The organism is Pseudomonas sp. R9.37 (assembly GCF_963878885.1).
Classification (GTDB): Bacteria; Pseudomonadota; Gammaproteobacteria; order Pseudomonadales; family Pseudomonadaceae; genus Aquipseudomonas.
On sequence record NZ_CAWNZA010000050.1, the window covers coordinates 170,521 to 185,309 of the forward strand.

The 14,789-nt window shown below is 60.6% G+C and carries 16 protein-coding genes; 4 read left to right on the plus strand and 12 right to left on the minus strand.

Going from position 1 to position 14,789, the window contains the following annotated elements; all coding sequences use genetic code 11:
- Positions 1-27: 27 nt before the first annotated feature.
- From mgtA to AACU78_RS29565, 7 genes are all read right to left on the minus strand, one after another.
- A complete protein-coding gene (gene mgtA, locus AACU78_RS29535; RefSeq protein ID WP_106579132.1) occupies positions 28-2,742 on the minus strand; it encodes a magnesium-translocating P-type ATPase in 2,715 nt (904 codons plus the stop codon).
- Between the two features lie 235 nt (positions 2,743-2,977).
- The gene (locus tag AACU78_RS29540; protein ID WP_106579133.1) at positions 2,978-3,286 is read right to left on the minus strand and encodes a hypothetical protein; all 309 of its coding nucleotides are present in this window, start codon (positions 3,284-3,286) and stop codon (positions 2,978-2,980) included.
- 317 nt (positions 3,287-3,603) lie between these two features.
- A complete protein-coding gene (locus tag AACU78_RS29545) occupies positions 3,604-4,215 on the minus strand; it encodes a LysE family transporter (RefSeq protein ID WP_106579134.1) in 612 nt (203 codons plus the stop codon).
- A gap of 72 nt (positions 4,216-4,287) precedes the next feature.
- Positions 4,288-5,079, minus strand: coding sequence for a helix-turn-helix transcriptional regulator (locus AACU78_RS29550; protein ID WP_106579222.1), 792 nt, complete (start codon positions 5,077-5,079; stop codon positions 4,288-4,290).
- A gap of 173 nt (positions 5,080-5,252) precedes the next feature.
- Positions 5,253-5,792 carry a hypothetical protein gene (locus AACU78_RS29555; RefSeq protein WP_106579135.1) on the minus strand — a complete coding sequence of 180 codons (540 nt, stop codon included), beginning with the start codon at positions 5,790-5,792 and terminating at the stop codon, positions 5,253-5,255.
- A 126-nt stretch (positions 5,793-5,918) separates the two neighbouring features.
- Positions 5,919-7,202 carry an arsenic transporter gene (locus AACU78_RS29560; RefSeq protein WP_106579136.1) on the minus strand — a complete coding sequence of 428 codons (1,284 nt, stop codon included), beginning with the start codon at positions 7,200-7,202 and terminating at the stop codon, positions 5,919-5,921.
- Between the two features lie 19 nt (positions 7,203-7,221).
- Positions 7,222-7,578, minus strand: coding sequence for a metalloregulator ArsR/SmtB family transcription factor (locus AACU78_RS29565; RefSeq protein WP_106579137.1), 357 nt, complete (start codon positions 7,576-7,578; stop codon positions 7,222-7,224).
- A 178-nt stretch (positions 7,579-7,756) separates the two neighbouring features.
- On the opposite strand from AACU78_RS29565, the gene AACU78_RS29570 reads away from it, so the two are divergent.
- The 3 genes from AACU78_RS29570 to AACU78_RS29580 all read left to right on the plus strand — a co-directional run bounded on the left by AACU78_RS29570 (position 7,757) and on the right by AACU78_RS29580 (position 9,047).
- A complete protein-coding gene (locus tag AACU78_RS29570) occupies positions 7,757-7,972 on the plus strand; it encodes a hypothetical protein (protein WP_106579138.1) in 216 nt (71 codons plus the stop codon).
- Positions 7,973-8,043: 71 nt separating this feature from the next.
- The gene (locus AACU78_RS29575; RefSeq protein WP_106579139.1) at positions 8,044-8,739 is read left to right on the plus strand and encodes an AzlC family ABC transporter permease; all 696 of its coding nucleotides are present in this window, start codon (positions 8,044-8,046) and stop codon (positions 8,737-8,739) included.
- The gene (locus AACU78_RS29580) at positions 8,736-9,047 is read left to right on the plus strand and encodes an AzlD domain-containing protein (protein WP_106579140.1); all 312 of its coding nucleotides are present in this window, start codon (positions 8,736-8,738) and stop codon (positions 9,045-9,047) included. Before AACU78_RS29575 ends, AACU78_RS29580 begins: the two co-directional genes overlap by 4 nt.
- A 140-nt stretch (positions 9,048-9,187) precedes the next feature.
- On the opposite strand, the gene AACU78_RS29585 is transcribed toward AACU78_RS29580, so the two are convergent.
- Positions 9,188-9,445: a hypothetical protein gene (locus AACU78_RS29585; protein ID WP_106579141.1), complete on the minus strand. Its 258-nt coding sequence runs from the start codon at positions 9,443-9,445 to the stop codon at positions 9,188-9,190.
- A gap of 110 nt (positions 9,446-9,555) precedes the next feature.
- Here AACU78_RS29585 and AACU78_RS29590 point away from each other — a divergent pair, with 110 nt between their 5' ends.
- On the plus strand, positions 9,556-9,909 hold the full coding sequence (locus AACU78_RS29590) for a lipoprotein (RefSeq protein ID WP_106579142.1): 354 nt from the start codon (positions 9,556-9,558) through the stop codon (positions 9,907-9,909).
- A gap of 143 nt (positions 9,910-10,052) precedes the next feature.
- On the opposite strand, the gene AACU78_RS29595 is transcribed toward AACU78_RS29590, so the two are convergent.
- The 4 genes from AACU78_RS29595 to modC form a co-directional block, all read right to left on the minus strand.
- Complete coding sequence (locus AACU78_RS29595; RefSeq protein ID WP_106579143.1) at positions 10,053-10,757, minus strand: YoaK family protein; 705 nt, start codon at positions 10,755-10,757, stop codon at positions 10,053-10,055.
- A gap of 69 nt (positions 10,758-10,826) precedes the next feature.
- Positions 10,827-12,461 carry an ABC-F family ATP-binding cassette domain-containing protein gene (locus AACU78_RS29600; RefSeq protein ID WP_106579144.1) on the minus strand — a complete coding sequence of 545 codons (1,635 nt, stop codon included), beginning with the start codon at positions 12,459-12,461 and terminating at the stop codon, positions 10,827-10,829.
- 124 nt (positions 12,462-12,585) lie between these two features.
- Positions 12,586-13,635 carry a DNA topoisomerase IB gene (locus AACU78_RS29605; protein ID WP_106579145.1) on the minus strand — a complete coding sequence of 350 codons (1,050 nt, stop codon included), beginning with the start codon at positions 13,633-13,635 and terminating at the stop codon, positions 12,586-12,588.
- A 73-nt stretch (positions 13,636-13,708) separates the two neighbouring features.
- Positions 13,709-14,788, minus strand: a complete 1,080-nt coding sequence (modC, locus tag AACU78_RS29610; protein ID WP_106579146.1) for a molybdenum ABC transporter ATP-binding protein — start codon at positions 14,786-14,788, stop codon at positions 13,709-13,711.
- Between the last annotated feature and the right edge of the window lies 1 nt (position 14,789).

Consider the following 14,789-nt stretch of genomic DNA (forward strand, 5'->3'; position numbering starts at 1 on the left):
ACGGCCACCGTTTTCAGAGGCGGGGGGTCAGTACCACTGCTTAAAGCGGCGGATGTAGATCGTTTTCATCAGTTGAGCCACGCAGCAGTAGGCCAACAGCGTGCCGACCAGCCATGGGAAGTACGCCAGCGGCAGCGGCTGCAGGCCGACCAGTGTGCCCAGCGGCGAGAACGGCACGTAGATCCCCAGGCCGATGACAATGGCGGTCATCATCAACACCGGCCAGGCGGCCGTGCTCTGGAAGAACGGGATCTTGCGAGTCCGCAACATGTGCACGACCAGGGTTTGCGAGAGCAGCCCCTCGATAAACCAGCCGGACTGGAACAGGGTCTGCATTTCCACACTGTTGGCGCTGAACACGTACCACATCAGCGCAAAGGTGGTGATGTCGAAGATCGACGAGGTCGGCCCGATCCAGATCATGAAGCGGCCGATGTTTTTCGCATCCCACTTGCGCGGTTTGGCCAGGTATTCCTTGTCCATCTTGTCCCACGGCAGGGCCAGCTGGGAGATGTCGTACATCAGGTTTTGCAGCAGCAGGTGGATCGCCAGCATCGGCATGAACGGAATGAACGCACTGGCCACCAGCACCGAGAACACGTTGCCGAAGTTGGAACTGGCGGTCATGTTCAGGTACTTCATGATGTTGCCGAAGGTTTCGCGGCCCTTTAGCACGCCTTCTTCCAGCACCATCAGGCTCTTTTCCAGCAGGATGATGTCGGCCGATTCCTTGGCGATGTCGGTGCCGCTGTCCACCGAGATGCCCACGTCGGCGTCGCGCAGCGCTGGTGCATCGTTGATGCCGTCGCCGAGGAAGCCCACAGTGTGGCCGTTGGCTTGCAGCGCTTTGAGCACCCGGGATTTCTGCAGCGGCGTCAGCTTGGCAAACACGGTGCGTTCTTCCACGCGGCGCAGCAACGTCGCGTCGTCCATCGCTTCAATTTCCACGCCCAGCAGTGGTTGACCAGGTTCCAGGCCGACCTGGCGGCAGATCTTGCTGGTGACCACCGCGTTGTCGCCGGTCAGCACCTTTACCGCCACGCCAATTTGCTGCAGCGCTGCAATCGCCGGGCCCGCAGTTTCCTTCGGTGGATCCAGGAAAGTCAGGAAGCCCTGGATCACCAGGTTGCGCTCATCAATCGTGGTGTACTGCTGGCGAGCCAGCGATTTAGGGATGTTGCGGGTGGCGACCACCAGTACGCGAAAGCCATCCTCGTTGTAGTCATTGGACAGTGCGAGCAGCTCGTCACGGCGACGATCATCCAGCGGCACTGCAGCGCCATCTTCCATGACGTGGGTGGAAATGCTCAGCATCTCTTCCACCGCGCCTTTGCACACCAGCAACTGGTCGCCGGCAGCGTCCTTGACCACGATCGACAGGCGACGGCGCACGAAGTCGAACGGCAATTCATCGACCTTGCTGTAGGCAAATGGCCGCTGGAACTTGGGATTGTGTTCCGAGAACTGCACCACGGCCTGGTCCATCAGGTTTTTCATGCCGCTTTGGTGGTAGCTGTTCAGCCAGGCCAGGGACAGCACCGCATCATCACGTTGGCCAAAGGCGTTGACGTGGTGTTCGAGGATGATCTTGTCCTGGGTCAGGGTGCCGGTCTTGTCGGTGCACAGCACATCCATCGAGCCGAAGTTCTGGATCGCATTCAGGCGCTTGACCACCACTTTGCGCTTGGCCATGGCGGTCGCGCCCTTGGCCAGGTTGGCGCTGACGATCATCGGCAGCATTTCCGGGGTCAGGCCCACGGCTACCGCCAGAGCAAACAGGAACGCGTCGCCCCAGTCGCCTTTGGAGAAGCCATTAAGCAGGAACACGATCGGCACCATCACCAGCATGAAGCGAATCAACAGCCAGCTGACGCTGTTGACCCCACGGTCGAACGCGGTTTGCACCCGCGAGCCGACAATCGCCTTGGCCAGCGAGCCAAAGTAAGTGCGCGGCCCGGTGGCAACCACCACGGCCTTGGCGCGTCCGCTGACCACGTTGGTGCCCATGAAGCAGATGTTGGGCAGGTCCAGCAGGTTGCCCTGGTCGGCCGCCAGCGAAGAGGCGGATTTTTGCGTGACATCGCCGAGCGTGTCGTACTTTTCGACCGGCAAGGCTTCGCCCGTCAGTACGGCCTGGCTGATAAACAGATCGCGGGATTCGATCAGGCGCACATCGGCAGGGATCATGTCGCCGGCCGACAGTTGCACGATATCGCCGGCGACCAGGTCGCGCATCGGCACTTCGCGCAGCGTCGGCTGGGCGCCGACTTGCTCACGCCGCAGCACAGTGGCAGTGGTGCGCACCATGGCCTTGAGTGCTTCGGCGGATTTGGCCGAGCGGTGTTCCTGCCAGAAGCGCAGCAGGCTGCTGAGCAGCACCATGGTCATGATGATGATGACTTTGGTCAGGTCGACTTCTTCACCCGCCTGTAACGGCAGCCAATAGTCGGTGACAAAGCTGATGCCCGCCAGGGTCAGCAACACGTAGATGAAGGGATTGTTCAGCGCCTGCAGGAACTGGACGATGGCGTGAGGCGGCTTGTCGTGGGCCACTTCGTTGTAGCCTTCGCGTTGCAGACGCGCCGAGGCGTCCAGTTCGGTCAGGCCATCCTGGGTGGCTCGCACGTTGGCGAGGGTGGCCTGCAGGCCGTTCTGGGCTTCGCGGGCGGCGCGCATCGACAGTTTGGTGTCGGTGTCGGTGCCATTTTTCTTGTGCAGAGGCGTGTTTTTTACGGCGCTCATTGTCTGTACTCCTGTCGCCAATTCTCGACAAAACATACCCGGTACTTACCTGAAGACAGGCGAGCGAAAGCATGCCGAGTCGCAAACTTCGCGATCGGTTTAAATAAGGTGTTCACATAACTTCTACAGCGCCCGCCAAACGCGCGTTAGTTAACTAACGCGCAGCGGGCTACTACTGGACGTGTTCATAAAGAACTCCAGAACATCAATTAGAAAGTTGCTGTTTCCAGCCGGGTTAAGCGCTGCGAGTGCTCAGGTAAAGTCCGAACATCAGGCTCGCTTGAGCCAGCATGGAAACCTGGGGTCTCTGCGGGTCTTGAGGGTCGGCATGGTCCCAATGCTGCAGCAGTTGGCCGCTGGCAGGGCACAGATGCCAGTACGCCAACACAGGGGCCGGACGCGCCTGGTCTTTGCTGGCTTGAGGGGAGGGTGCAGCAAACGTGGCCCGGGTAGGCGAAAAGCCTACGGGCTCGCGGCACAGCTTGGCGCGCAGGGCGGCGGCCAGCGTACGTACATCGGGCAAAGCAATGAGTTGGAAGGTCATAACACACCTCGGGACCGGACGGGCGACCGGTGAGGCAGTTACGGTGGAGCATCAAGCTCTAGCGCAGCTTACCGGACCTGGAAGGCGAGTCCTGTCATATTCTGGGTTTGGCGCCCGATGCCCGCTAAAGCGGTGCTCGGACAGCGACTAGATACTGTGTCCATTGGCTTCTTTTGTGAGGTTTAAAAAAGGCCCCAGTTGCGGGCACGGGCAATCTACTCAGACGGTTACAAAATGTCAACGCATGATTAATTAAATGAGCCCGTGTTCAGAGTTTATTCAGACAAGGGGCACGGTTAGTTGTGGGCTATATAACTTCATACACCCTGTGCAGCCAGAACCGCCAGATAGATCAACACTAAACCACACGCGCCGTAACTGACGCGCTGCCACAGCGGCGAGGCATTTTTGCGTAACAGATGGACCAGCGCCGCAATCAGAAAACACGACAGCACCGACGCCAGCATGAAACCTGCAAAAAACATCAGGGTTTGCCCAGCGCTGGGCGTAGCGCCGACGATCCCGGACAAGGCGCTGCCCAACGCGCCCCAATACACAATGTTCTTCGGATTAGCCAGGGACATGGCCGCGCCAACCGCCAGTGCGTTCCGACCGGAGTGGGCCGGCCCGCTGTCTGCTGCGGGCAGGTGCCAGGCGTCGATCAAACTGCGCACGCCGAGCCACGCCAGGTAAACCGCGCACACTATCGTCAGCGGAACGCGCACGGCTTCGTGTTCAATCAGCAGGGCGATGCCGGTGAGGCCGATCACCGCCCAGGCGGCGTCGCCCACCAGCGAACCGATTTGCACCAGCAAGGCAGAGGTGAACCCATGGAGCAAGCCACGGCGCAGGGTTTCTGCCAGCACCGCGCCGGGCGAGAGGCAAAACACAAAACCGAATACCAGCGCGTAAAAAAAGATCGTCACCATGCCCGCTTTCCTTCAACAGAGGCGCGCAGTGTGCGGCTGTGTGGCCCAGGCGTCTTGAACCAGATTGCGCTTTCAGCGTTTCAACAGGCGTTGATAGCGGCCTGGAGTGATGCCATAGGCGGCGCGAAAATGCCGGTTGAGATGGCTTTGATCAGCAAACCCCAGCTTATGCGCGACGTCGCTGGCCGAGGCGCCGCGGCGCAAGAGTCCCTTGGCACGACAGGTACGCAGTTGCATCGCCCACTGCCTGGGGCTCAGCCCGGTTTCTCTCTGGAAGGTGCGCAACAGATGGAATTTGGACAGGCCCAGCTCATCGCCCAACTGGTCCAGCGGCAGCGCTTGGCTCAGTTGCTCGGCGAGCAGCTCCTGGGCCCGGTGGATCATGCCTTTGCCGCCCGTGGCAGCGCCGGGCAGGCGCACACCGCTGGCACCGACCACTTCACCCAGCAGCAGAACCAAGGCGTCTTCGTTAATCTCGCGGAGCAATGGGTCGTCGTTCAAGGCACCTTTGACCGCCGCAGCCAGACGCTGTGCCAAGTCTGGCTGGAAGCACAGCGAGCGATCAAATTCCAACTGGGCCAGCCCCAGGTCAGCTGCCAGCGCGTCGGCCGCGACGTACAGGCTGACAAAATGCCAGGGCGCACCATCAGCTGCGCCGCCACCTTGAATCTGCCCAGGGTTGTACAACGTAATGCTGCCGGGCCCGGCCTGGAACTCGCGGCGGTCGAGCCAAACGCTTTCCTCGCCGACCAGGTTCACGCCGATCACGCATTCATCATGGCTATGGCGGGCAAAGGTCAGGCCGGTGCAGCGTGTATGGGTGACTTCGTAGTTGCCCGGCCAGGCGTGTTGCATGGCGCTCATCGGGTCGGCTCGATAGAAAATCAGCCGTGAGCATACGCTGACAAAGGTGTTCAGATCGACCATTGGCTGCGACGCATGCCTAAGATGCGCACTGTGAGCCGGTCGCTATTCGGGGGCTGAGCTCACTGGCCAGGATGACGGTTCAGTAAGCTCTGCACCTTCCAAAAACAGGTTCAGGGTTTTAAATACTTCATTGACGCAAACGTGGAAGCGAGCTTTTTATAAATACGCTCGTCATCACTATCGATATCGCCATCCCCGTCGGCATCCAGTGCACCCTTGATGGTGCGGTAACTGCCCAGGTAGTCAGGGTTGCTGGCGACGACAATGACGTCGGGACGGTTAAGGTCGCGATTGCCTTTTCGGTAATGCAGGATGCTGACATCGGTTGCCGGGCTGTCGCTGAAGCCCATCAAAATACGGTCATAGAGCCTCTTGCTCTCATCCCTAGGGCTCAAGGTGGCCATGGCAGTCATGAGGTTCGCGGCAGCCAGATAGTAGGAGGCATCCTCCTCGTCATGGTCGCCATCCCCATCTGCGTCATTGGTGGGTGACGAGGCGTCGTACGTCCAATTGTCGTTCGTTGAATACAGGGTGATGCGGCTATTGGGGTTGCTTAAATCACTGTTGCCTTCGTCAAAGCGAGACATCACCACTTCAGGATTGCCTGCGCCGTCGGTGTCTCTGAATTCGTAGAGCTGTTTATGTTTCATGTCGGTGTCCCTTTTGTTCAGTGCGAAGTCCCTCTGGCAATTGAATTTAGGCACCTGTCCTTTGAGCGTCTACTGTGAGAGTTGACAGGTGTTTACTCATCCAGTGACGGTTCACGGCGCAGGTCTTCAGAGACTCAGGCGCAAGGCGAGCGCCGCCAGGGTGATCAACAGCACCGGCAAGGTCAGCACAATTCCGACTTTGAAGTAGTAGCCCCACGTGATGGTGATGCCTTTGCGCGCAAGAATATGCAGCCACAACAACGTGGCCAGGCTGCCGATCGGAGTGATTTTCGGGCCCAGGTCGCTGCCGATCACGTTGGCGTAAACCATGGCGTCCTTGACCACGCCCACGGCATGGCTGGATTCGATGGACAGCGCGCCGATCAACACCGTCGGCAGGTTGTTCATCGCCGACGAGAGCAATGCCGTCAGCACCCCGGTGCCCATCGCCGCGCCCCATACGCCATACGTGGCGAAGGTGTCGAGCCAGGTTGCCAGGTAGGTGGTCAAACCCGCGTTACGCAAGCCGTAGACCACCAGGTACATGCCCAGGGAAAACACCACGATCTGCCACGGGGCTTCTTTCAGCACTTTGCGCGTAGAAATTTTGTGGCCTTTGGCGGCGATCACCAGCAGTAACACGGCGCACACGGCGGAGATCGCACTGATCGGAATACCCAGCGGCTCCAGGGCAAAACAGCCGACCAACAAAATACCGAGTACCCACCAACCGGCACGAAAGGTCGCACGGTCGTGGACGGCGCTGGCCGGGTCGTCAAGGTCGGCGGGGTCGTAGGCCTGCGGAATATCGCGGCGAAAAAACCACAGCAGCACCGCCAGTGTCGCTGCAACGCTGACGAAGTTGACCGGCACCATGACCGCTGCGTATTCGTTGAAGCCGATCTTGAAATAATCTGCAGAAACAATGTTCACCAGGTTCGACACCACCAACGGCAAGCTCGCCGTGTCTGCGATAAACCCGGCGCCCATCACGAAGGCCAGGGTGGCCGCCGGGGAAAAGCGCAACGCCAGCAGCATCGACATCACGATGGGTGTGAGGATCAACGCCGCGCCGTCGTTGGCAAACAATGCCGACACCAGGGCGCCGAGCAGCACCATATAGGCGAACAGGCGCCGACCACGCCCACGGCCCCAGCGCGCAACATGCAGCGCGGTCCAGGCAAAGAACCCGGCCTCATCGAGCAGCAGGCTGATGATAATCAGCGCGACAAAAGTGCCGGTGGCGTTCCAGATGATGTGCCACACCACCGGGATGTCAGCCAGGCTGATGACCCCGCACGCCAGGGCCAGAATCGCGCCCATGGTTGCGCTCCAGCCGACTCCAAGGCCCTTGGGCTGCCAGATGACCAGAACGATGGTGAAGATAAAAATCGCAATTGCGACAAGCATGAATAAACGCTCCGATGGCTCAGCAGCAGGTGCTGGCCCGTTGTGGTCTGTCGCCCATTGCATCAAGACGCTGCGCGTCGTTTTGCAACCATGGCTGGTTAGCTTGCAAGGTAATGTCCAGCACTTGGGTCACCCACTCGGGCAGTGCCGGATTGATGCGGTAGTAGATCCATTGACCCTGGCGACGGTCCAGCAACAGCCCGCCACTGCGCAGTTGCGCCAGATGGCGGGAGACTTTCGGTTGACTGTCGCCAAGAGCATGGATCAGTTCGCACACGCAAAGTTCGCCCTCGCGCAGGATCAATAAGGTCAACCGTACGCGGGTGGCATCGGCCAGGCATTTGAACAGCTCGGGCGCGGAGAGGGGAGCGGACATGATCGAGGTCTTCGTATGGATGGCCGGGCGAATATATGGAAATCCATATATGTAGGTCAAATCCTGAATTCCGTTGACGTGGATCAAATGCCCGACAATCCGCCACAAGTGACTGAAATTAAAATGAAACACGAATGTCCTAAAGTGCCTGCCCATTGCTGATGAAGGAAGAACTCGCGTGACCCGTGCCACTCGCAACCTGCGCAAAACCCTCGATTCTGTCGCGGACAATAATGAAACTGCGGCGTTTGACCTGATGCGCGCCGTCGAAAAACTCGGCGATGAAGTGCTGCGCCAACGCCTGCTCAATACCATCCACCGGCTCAACCGGGATGCCCATGAGTTGCGCGAAGCGCGTGACTCGGTGGAGCAGGTCTCGGTCAAGCTCGCCTGAGCACGATCGTTCAAGACAAGCCTCGTATCACGCTGGCATGCTTGTCGACTGTCTGTCGATGAGCCGTCTCCATGCCTACAGCCTTACCTCATTACGCCTTCGGTCGCGGCGCCCTTGCCGTTATTCCACTGTCTCTGGCCTGTGCCCCCTGGGGATTGTTGGCCGGTTCCATGGCGATTGATGCGCAATTTACTCCGCTGCAAGCTCAGGGTTTGTCCGCCATTGTGTTCGCCGGTGCCGCGCAGTTGGTGGCGATCGGCATGGTCAAGAGCGGTGCCAGCCTGATCTCGATTGTGCTGACCACCTTGCTGCTCACATCCCAGCATTTGCTTTACGGCATGCACATGCGCCCGACGCTCTCGTCGCTCAATGTACGGTGGCGCATGAGCCTGGGCTTTTTGCTGACTGACGAGTTTTTCGCGCTGGTCAACCACTATGACCGTCAGACCTTCAATCGCTGGTATGCGCTGGGCGTCGGCCTGACGTTCTACATCATCTGGAACCTCTTCACCCTGGCGGGCATCGTGCTTGGCAAAAGCATTCCGGGGCTTGATCAGTTGGGGCTGGAGTTTTCCATCGCTGCGACTTTTATCGCCTTGATCACGCCGGTGGTGCGCGATGTGCCCACGGTGGTCTGCGTGGCGGTCTCGCTGCTGTGTTCGGTATGGCTGAGTTACTTGCACTGGGAGTCGGCGGTGGTGGTGTCGGGCGTGCTGGGGATGGGCGCAGGGTTTGCCTGCAAGCGGCTGGGAGTAGGGCAGCGATGATCTACATCATGATTGTGGCCATGGGCCTGGTGGTATTTCTCAACCGCTACTTGTTTATCGAGCCGCGTCTGCCGGTGCGCCTCAATCGCGGCGCGCGCGAGTTTCTCGGGTTTGCAGTGCCGGGAATGCTGACGGCGATTTGCGGGCCGATCATTTTTCTCGCCGAGCATAAGCTCAACCTGAGTCCGGCCAATCCTTACTTGCTGGCGGGGATCTGTGCGGTGGCGTTGATGTTCTGGACGCGTAGCGTGTTGATCACGGTGCTGTTGAGCATGGGGCTGTTTTATGTGTTTCGTTGGTGGCTCTGATGCGCGAGTGAGTTGTTGGAGGTCACCCACCGACACCCAGGCAAAAAAAAGCCCGCGGGAGGGCGGGCAGAAGGGAGACTTCTTAAAAATGAGCCTGCCAACTATAGGCAGCGCGAGCGCCCTTCACAGTGAAACTAAATTCATTCGGCCGCAGCTTTTGGCGGCTTCTTGGCCTTGGCCTCCGCCGCCAGGCATTCCAGGGCGAACTGCTCGGTATAGGTCATCTGGATCGGCGTGCTTTCACCTTTTACCGTGCGTTCGCCATCAAGGATGTAGCGGATGCGCTTGTCGGTGACGCCGATGCGCTTGGCGATCCACGTCGGCGTCTGGCCGATGCGGCTGATCAGCTTATCGGCGTAGTCGGTGGACGGGTTATAGCGTTCGGCGTTGGGCGTCATCGGGTTTCCAGGGGCAAGCGGGGGCATAAGGAGGCGACAGCGTGACGTAATAATCCTTGAGTGTCGCCTGCTAATGGTAGAGTCGCGTTTTTTTCCAAGGAGGCGATGGCATGCGAAAGCTGGTAATTGGCGCATTGGCACTGGCAGTACTGTCCGGTTGCGCGGGCTCGAAAATGAACGACGCGCGCACCGGCGTGCCGTACAAAACGCTGGCCTCGGACAAGACGCCGTTGGTGGTCGCCCAATGCATTCAGTTCGGCTGGCAGGACGAGGCGGTATTTGGCGTTGACGCCGGAGGCTTCAAGGAGCCGATCGAAGCAGGCGGTTTTACCGTGTACACCACCGGCGGCGATTATTTTGTCGACGTGCGCAGTGCCGGCGCCGGTTCCAGCGTCAATTACTTTGCCGTCGCCGACACGATGCCCGCCAAGCGTCGACTGGCCGCGCTCGCGACCTGCCTGTAATCCTTTGCCTAAGTGATATTCGGAAAAGCCCGGCGGGACAGCCGACGGACATTGGCTTATCATTCCCCCCGCTCGCTCGACGTGATGGCTCTTTACCAGTACACGGACGTCGAGGCCGCAACGTCGAGCGGGCCTCGTTTCTCCTAGCGTGGCATGTAGCCCAGGTGCCAGCGCCGCGGAATCTTCAGCGACACGACGCCCAGCAACGCGGCGAGCGCGCCACTGACCAGCAGCGCCTTCAGGCCGAGCTGGTGCTCCAGCACCGCGCCGATCACCGCGCCCACGAACATGCCGGCCCACGGAATCAGTTGCACCCTCCAGCCATTGCGCCGTTCTCCCAGCATCCAGCGGCCCAGCCCGCGGCCGAAGCGCGAGAGGGCGCCCGTCACATAAGTCAGGCCCACCGGCAAACCATTTACCTCTTCCACAGCGGCATTGAGCATACCCATCGCCACAATCGCTGCCAGCAGCGCAGGCAAAGTGTCGTCGAAGGGCCATACCGCGCCGCCGCACAGCAAAGCCGCAATGCACAGCAGCAAGGGCAGCGCGTGCCGACGGCTGAGGCGGCTGATCACCACGCCCAGGGCGTTGCCGGCGACAAATGTTGCGACCAGCAGCAACAACCGTCCGGTGAGGCCCAGGTCGCCTGCGCTGATTGCCACGGCCAGGCGCGTGGTGTTACCGCTCATGAACGAAACAAAATCGCCGCTGGCCATAAAGCCTATCGCATCGGTCATGCCGGCCAGCACGGATAGGCTGGCCACCAGCATCAAGCCGACCCGCCCACGCCAGCGTTGGCGGTGGGCGAGTGCGGCGTTGGCGTAGGGTTTGCGCGATGAAGGCAGCATGGCCCCATGTTCCTCGGTGAGATTATTCGGCCACCACCGTAGGACGCTTTGGTTGTGCGCGCAATGACCTCAGACACACTCCAGTCGCCAGCCCTGACGCTGCCAGGTCAAAAGGTGCGTCGGCCTGACGGCTTGCACGAACGTCTCGTCATGGGACACCACCACCATCGCCCCAGTAAAACCTTGCAACGCCTGCTCAAAGGCCAGCACGGATTCAAGGTCCAGATGGTTGGTCGGCTCGTCCAGCAACAGCAGTTGCGCCGGCACCTCGCGCCACAAGGCAATCGCCATCGCGGCCTTTAAGCGCTCGCCGCCGCTCAATTGGCGGGTGGGTTGAGTCACCCGCAAGGCATCCAGTTGCAGCAACGCCAAACGCGTGCGCAGCTCGGCTTCGGCCAGAGGGGTGTCGAGCAGGTTGAGCTGTTCGACGATACTACGGTTGCCATCCAGCAGTGCCAGGTGCTGGTCGATATAGGCACTGGCCACATGCACGGTGCATTCGCCACTGACCACCGGCCATTGGCCCGCAAGCACCTTGAGCAATGTGGATTTGCCGCACCCGTTCGGCCCGCGCACGGCCACGCGCATCGGGCCCGCCAGGTTGAGCGTGACGTAGCTGCAGGCGTGGTGCGGATCAAGCCATGGCAGTTGAGCGTTTTCCACGCTCAGAACCTGGCGGCCATTGGGCAATACTGAACCGGGCAGCGCCAGCAGCGTGGGCGATTGATCCTCCACACGCTCATGGGCTTGGCGTACCTGCGCATCGAGCGCGTGTTTATACGCGTGATGCGCGCTGCGCACGCTGCTGACGATCTCCTTGGCGGCGCCCTTCCAGCGGGCTTTGGTGAACCCGGTGACATTCGCGGTTTCTGCGTGCTTACGTGCGCGGGCGGCGTTGCGCTGCAGGTTGTCATGATCTTTCTGCAGACGTTTGCGTTCGCGGCTGCGCGCCAGGCGGGCGTGCTCCAGGGCGGCCACGGCCGCGTGCTGTTCGCTGTCGCGTTGCAAGCGATAGGCATCGTAGTTGCCGCCATACACCTGCCCACCAAGCGGCGACAGCTCGATGATGCGCGCCATCGCATTCAGCAGTTGCCGGTCATGGCTCACCACCACCAGGCCGCCGGGCCAGCCTGCCAGCGTGCGCAGCAGCCAGTCACGGCCGGCGCTGTCGAGGTGGTTGGTTGGCTCATCGAGAATCAGCAACTGCGGCGCGGCCAGCAGCGCACCGATCACCGCAACCCTGGCCAGTTGGCCGCCGCTGAGTTGATCGGCTGGCGTGGCAGCGTCGAGTCGAGGCAACCCGGCTGCACCCAGCGCGGTGCGCAGGCGTTCGGCAAGGTCCCACCGATCATCGACCAGCGCCAGATCATCCGCGCGGGCCTCACCGTGGGCCAGTCGCTCAAGGGCGGCCAACACCTGCGCGATGCCGGTGACATCGGCGACGGTTTCGCCCGGTTGAACGGCCAGCGCCTGCGGCACATAGGCCACGCTGGCCGAGCTTTTCAACGTGCCGGCAGTGGGCGTCAGCAAACCGGCGAGCAGTTTGGCGAGCAGGCTTTTGCCCCGGCCATTACGCCCGACAATCCCGGTGGGTGTGTGATCGATCGACAGGTTGAGGTCGTTCAGCAGGGTTTCGCCATCGGCGAACTGCAAGGACACGTGTTGCAATGAAACGAGTACGGGCGGCCGTTTGACGTCAGTCATCAGCACCTCCAAAAAAATGTCGGACAGGCCAACAAGCGCGCCAGGCGGCTCGTTGCAGATACATTTTGGAAGGCTTAGTTGTTCACGTCGGCGTGCATCCCGTGATTCAGAAGAGGCGCAAAGGCTAACCCACCTTGGCGTTTTTCGGCAAGTCCGCGGCCAATTGCTCGAGGAACATTGCCAGCGCAACTTCTTCGGCTTTCAGGCCTTTGCGCACCCGGGGCTTGGGCAGCTTGGACAATTCGCCCAGGCTGAAATGCTCCAGCACAGCAGGGTGGATATAGCACTTGCGGCACACCGCCGGGGTATTGCCCAGTTGTTTGGCGACGTCCTTGACCATGGCGACCACATGCCGCTTGGCATCCGATTCCGGTTGCCACTCCAGTTCGCGCAATACCGCCAGGGCCAGGGCGGTGCCTGCCCAGGTGCGGTAATCCTTGGCAGTGAAGTCGGCACCGGTGAGGCTGTGCAGGTAGGCGTTGACGTCATGGGAGCTGACGGTATGCCGCTCACCGTCTTCATCCAGGTACTGAAACAGATTTTGCCCTGGCAATTCCAGGCAACGCTTGACCACCGTGGCCAGGCGCCGGTCCTTGACGCTGACCTGATGCTCGACGCCGCTCTTGCCGCGAAACTGGAACAGTATCTCGCTGCCCTTGATGTCGACATGACGGGTGCGCAGCGTGGTCAGTCCGTAGGATTTATTGTCCCGCGCGTATTGAGTGTTGCCCACGCGAATCAGCGTGGCATCGAGCAGCATCACCACGGTGGCCAGGACTTTTTCGCGGGTGAAACCCGGCGTGGCGATTTGTGCTTCCAGTTGCGCGCGCAGTTTTGGCAATGCATTGCCGAACTGTTGCAGGCGCGAATACTTGTCGGTGTCGCGCACCTCACGCCAGCGCGGGTGGTAGCGGTATTGCTTGCGGCCACGGGCATCGCGGCCGGTGGCTTGCAAGTGGCCGCGCGGGTCGGCGCAGATCCACACGTCGGTGTAGGCCGGTGGCACAGCCAATGAGTTCAAGCGTTTGATTTCGTCGGCAACGGTGATGCGCTCACCGTTGGCGTCGAAATACTGAAACTTGCCGCGCAGCTTCTTGCGGCGGATACCCGGTTGGGTGTCGTCAACGTAATGCAGGTCGCGGGGCAGGTCGGCAAGCAACGCGGAGTCGGGCATGGTGCAAATTCCTTGGCAGTAATCAGGCCGGTATGTCTGATTGACCGCAGGGTTTTGCGCTCGTGCCAAATTCTTAAGCCAGCACCGCCACCGCCTTGATTTGCGCCCACAGCGCCTGGCCGGGATGCAGCTGCAACTGGTCGCGGGAAAACCGCGTGATGCGCGCCAGCAACGGCGTGCCGCCGGCGTCGAGGCGCACCAGCACATGGGCGTTGTTGTCGGCAGAGATCTCCCCGGTCACCGTCACCGGCAAGCGATTGAGGATACTGCTGGGTTCCTGCGCCTGCAGGCTGAGGCTGACATCCCGTGCCTGTACCTTGATGCGCAACTGTTTGCCCAGTGCCAACGGCGCATGGGCAACGCGCATCGATAACGCACTGTCGGGCAATTGCAGCGTCAGCAGATGATAGTGCGCGTCGTAGGCGCTGACGCTGCCATTGATCACTACCCCGGCATCGTCACCCAGGGCCATGGGCAAATCCAGCCGCGCCAGGGTTTCACCGATGGGGCCGCTGGCCAGCACCTGGCCGTCACTGAGTAACACGATGTGATCGGCCAGCCGCGCCACTTCGTCCTGGGCATGGCTGACGTACAGCACGGGGATATCGAGCTCATCGTGCAGGCGTTCGAGGTACGGCAAAATTTCACCTTTGCGTTTGCTGTCCAGCGCCGCCAAGGGTTCATCCATTAACAGCAATTGGGGACTGGTGAGCAGCGCGCGGGCGATGCCGATGCGTTGGCGTTCACCCCCGGACAAATGCTGCGGGTGGCGGTCGAGCAAATGAGCAATGCCCAGCAGTTCGGTGGCGTGAGCCAGGTCCACGCGCCGCTGATGACGAGCAATACGCTTGAAGCCGAATTCCAGGTTGGCCCGCACCGACAGATGTGGAAACAGGCTCGCCTCCTGGAACACATAACCCAAGGCACGTTTGTGCGGTGGCACAAACAGCCCGTTGCGGCTGTCTTGCCAGACTTGATCGTTGATCTGCACAAAGCCGTCTTCGGCACGCTCCAGCCCGGCGATACAGCGCAGGCAGGTGGTCTTGCCCGAGCCGGAATGCCCGTACAACGCGGTGACGCCACGGCCAGGCAATTTCAAATCCACTTCCAGCGCAAAGCCTGGGTAGTTCAGTTTCAGGCGTACCTCAATCATC

What these genes read in the sequence shown, in the direction of transcription:
- AACU78_RS29580 (WP_106579140.1), top strand. Translation starts at nt 8,736, where the DNA reads ATGATCTACATCATGATTGTGGCCATGGGCCTGGTGGTATTTCTCAAC.
- AACU78_RS29585 (WP_106579141.1), bottom strand. Translation starts at nt 9,445, where the DNA reads ATGACGCCCAACGCCGAACGCTATAACCCGTCCACCGACTACGCCGAT.
- AACU78_RS29595 (WP_106579143.1), bottom strand. Translation starts at nt 10,757, where the DNA reads ATGCTGCCTTCATCGCGCAAACCCTACGCCAACGCCGCACTCGCCCAC.
- AACU78_RS29560 (WP_106579136.1), bottom strand. Translation starts at nt 7,202, where the DNA reads ATGCTTGTCGCAATTGCGATTTTTATCTTCACCATCGTTCTGGTCATC.
- AACU78_RS29590 (WP_106579142.1), top strand. Translation starts at nt 9,556, where the DNA reads ATGCGAAAGCTGGTAATTGGCGCATTGGCACTGGCAGTACTGTCCGGT.
- AACU78_RS29540 (WP_106579133.1), bottom strand. Translation starts at nt 3,286, where the DNA reads ATGACCTTCCAACTCATTGCTTTGCCCGATGTACGTACGCTGGCCGCC.
- modC (WP_106579146.1), bottom strand. Translation starts at nt 14,788, where the DNA reads ATGATTGAGGTACGCCTGAAACTGAACTACCCAGGCTTTGCGCTGGAA.
- AACU78_RS29565 (WP_106579137.1), bottom strand. Translation starts at nt 7,578, where the DNA reads ATGTCCGCTCCCCTCTCCGCGCCCGAGCTGTTCAAATGCCTGGCCGAT.
- AACU78_RS29605 (WP_106579145.1), bottom strand. Translation starts at nt 13,635, where the DNA reads ATGCCCGACTCCGCGTTGCTTGCCGACCTGCCCCGCGACCTGCATTAC.
- AACU78_RS29545 (WP_106579134.1), bottom strand. Translation starts at nt 4,215, where the DNA reads ATGGTGACGATCTTTTTTTACGCGCTGGTATTCGGTTTTGTGTTTTGC.
- AACU78_RS29555 (WP_106579135.1), bottom strand. Translation starts at nt 5,792, where the DNA reads ATGAAACATAAACAGCTCTACGAATTCAGAGACACCGACGGCGCAGGC.
- AACU78_RS29575 (WP_106579139.1), top strand. Translation starts at nt 8,044, where the DNA reads ATGCCTACAGCCTTACCTCATTACGCCTTCGGTCGCGGCGCCCTTGCC.
- AACU78_RS29550 (WP_106579222.1), bottom strand. Translation starts at nt 5,079, where the DNA reads ATGAGCGCCATGCAACACGCCTGGCCGGGCAACTACGAAGTCACCCAT.
- AACU78_RS29600 (WP_106579144.1), bottom strand. Translation starts at nt 12,461, where the DNA reads ATGACTGACGTCAAACGGCCGCCCGTACTCGTTTCATTGCAACACGTG.
- mgtA (WP_106579132.1), bottom strand. Translation starts at nt 2,742, where the DNA reads ATGAGCGCCGTAAAAAACACGCCTCTGCACAAGAAAAATGGCACCGAC.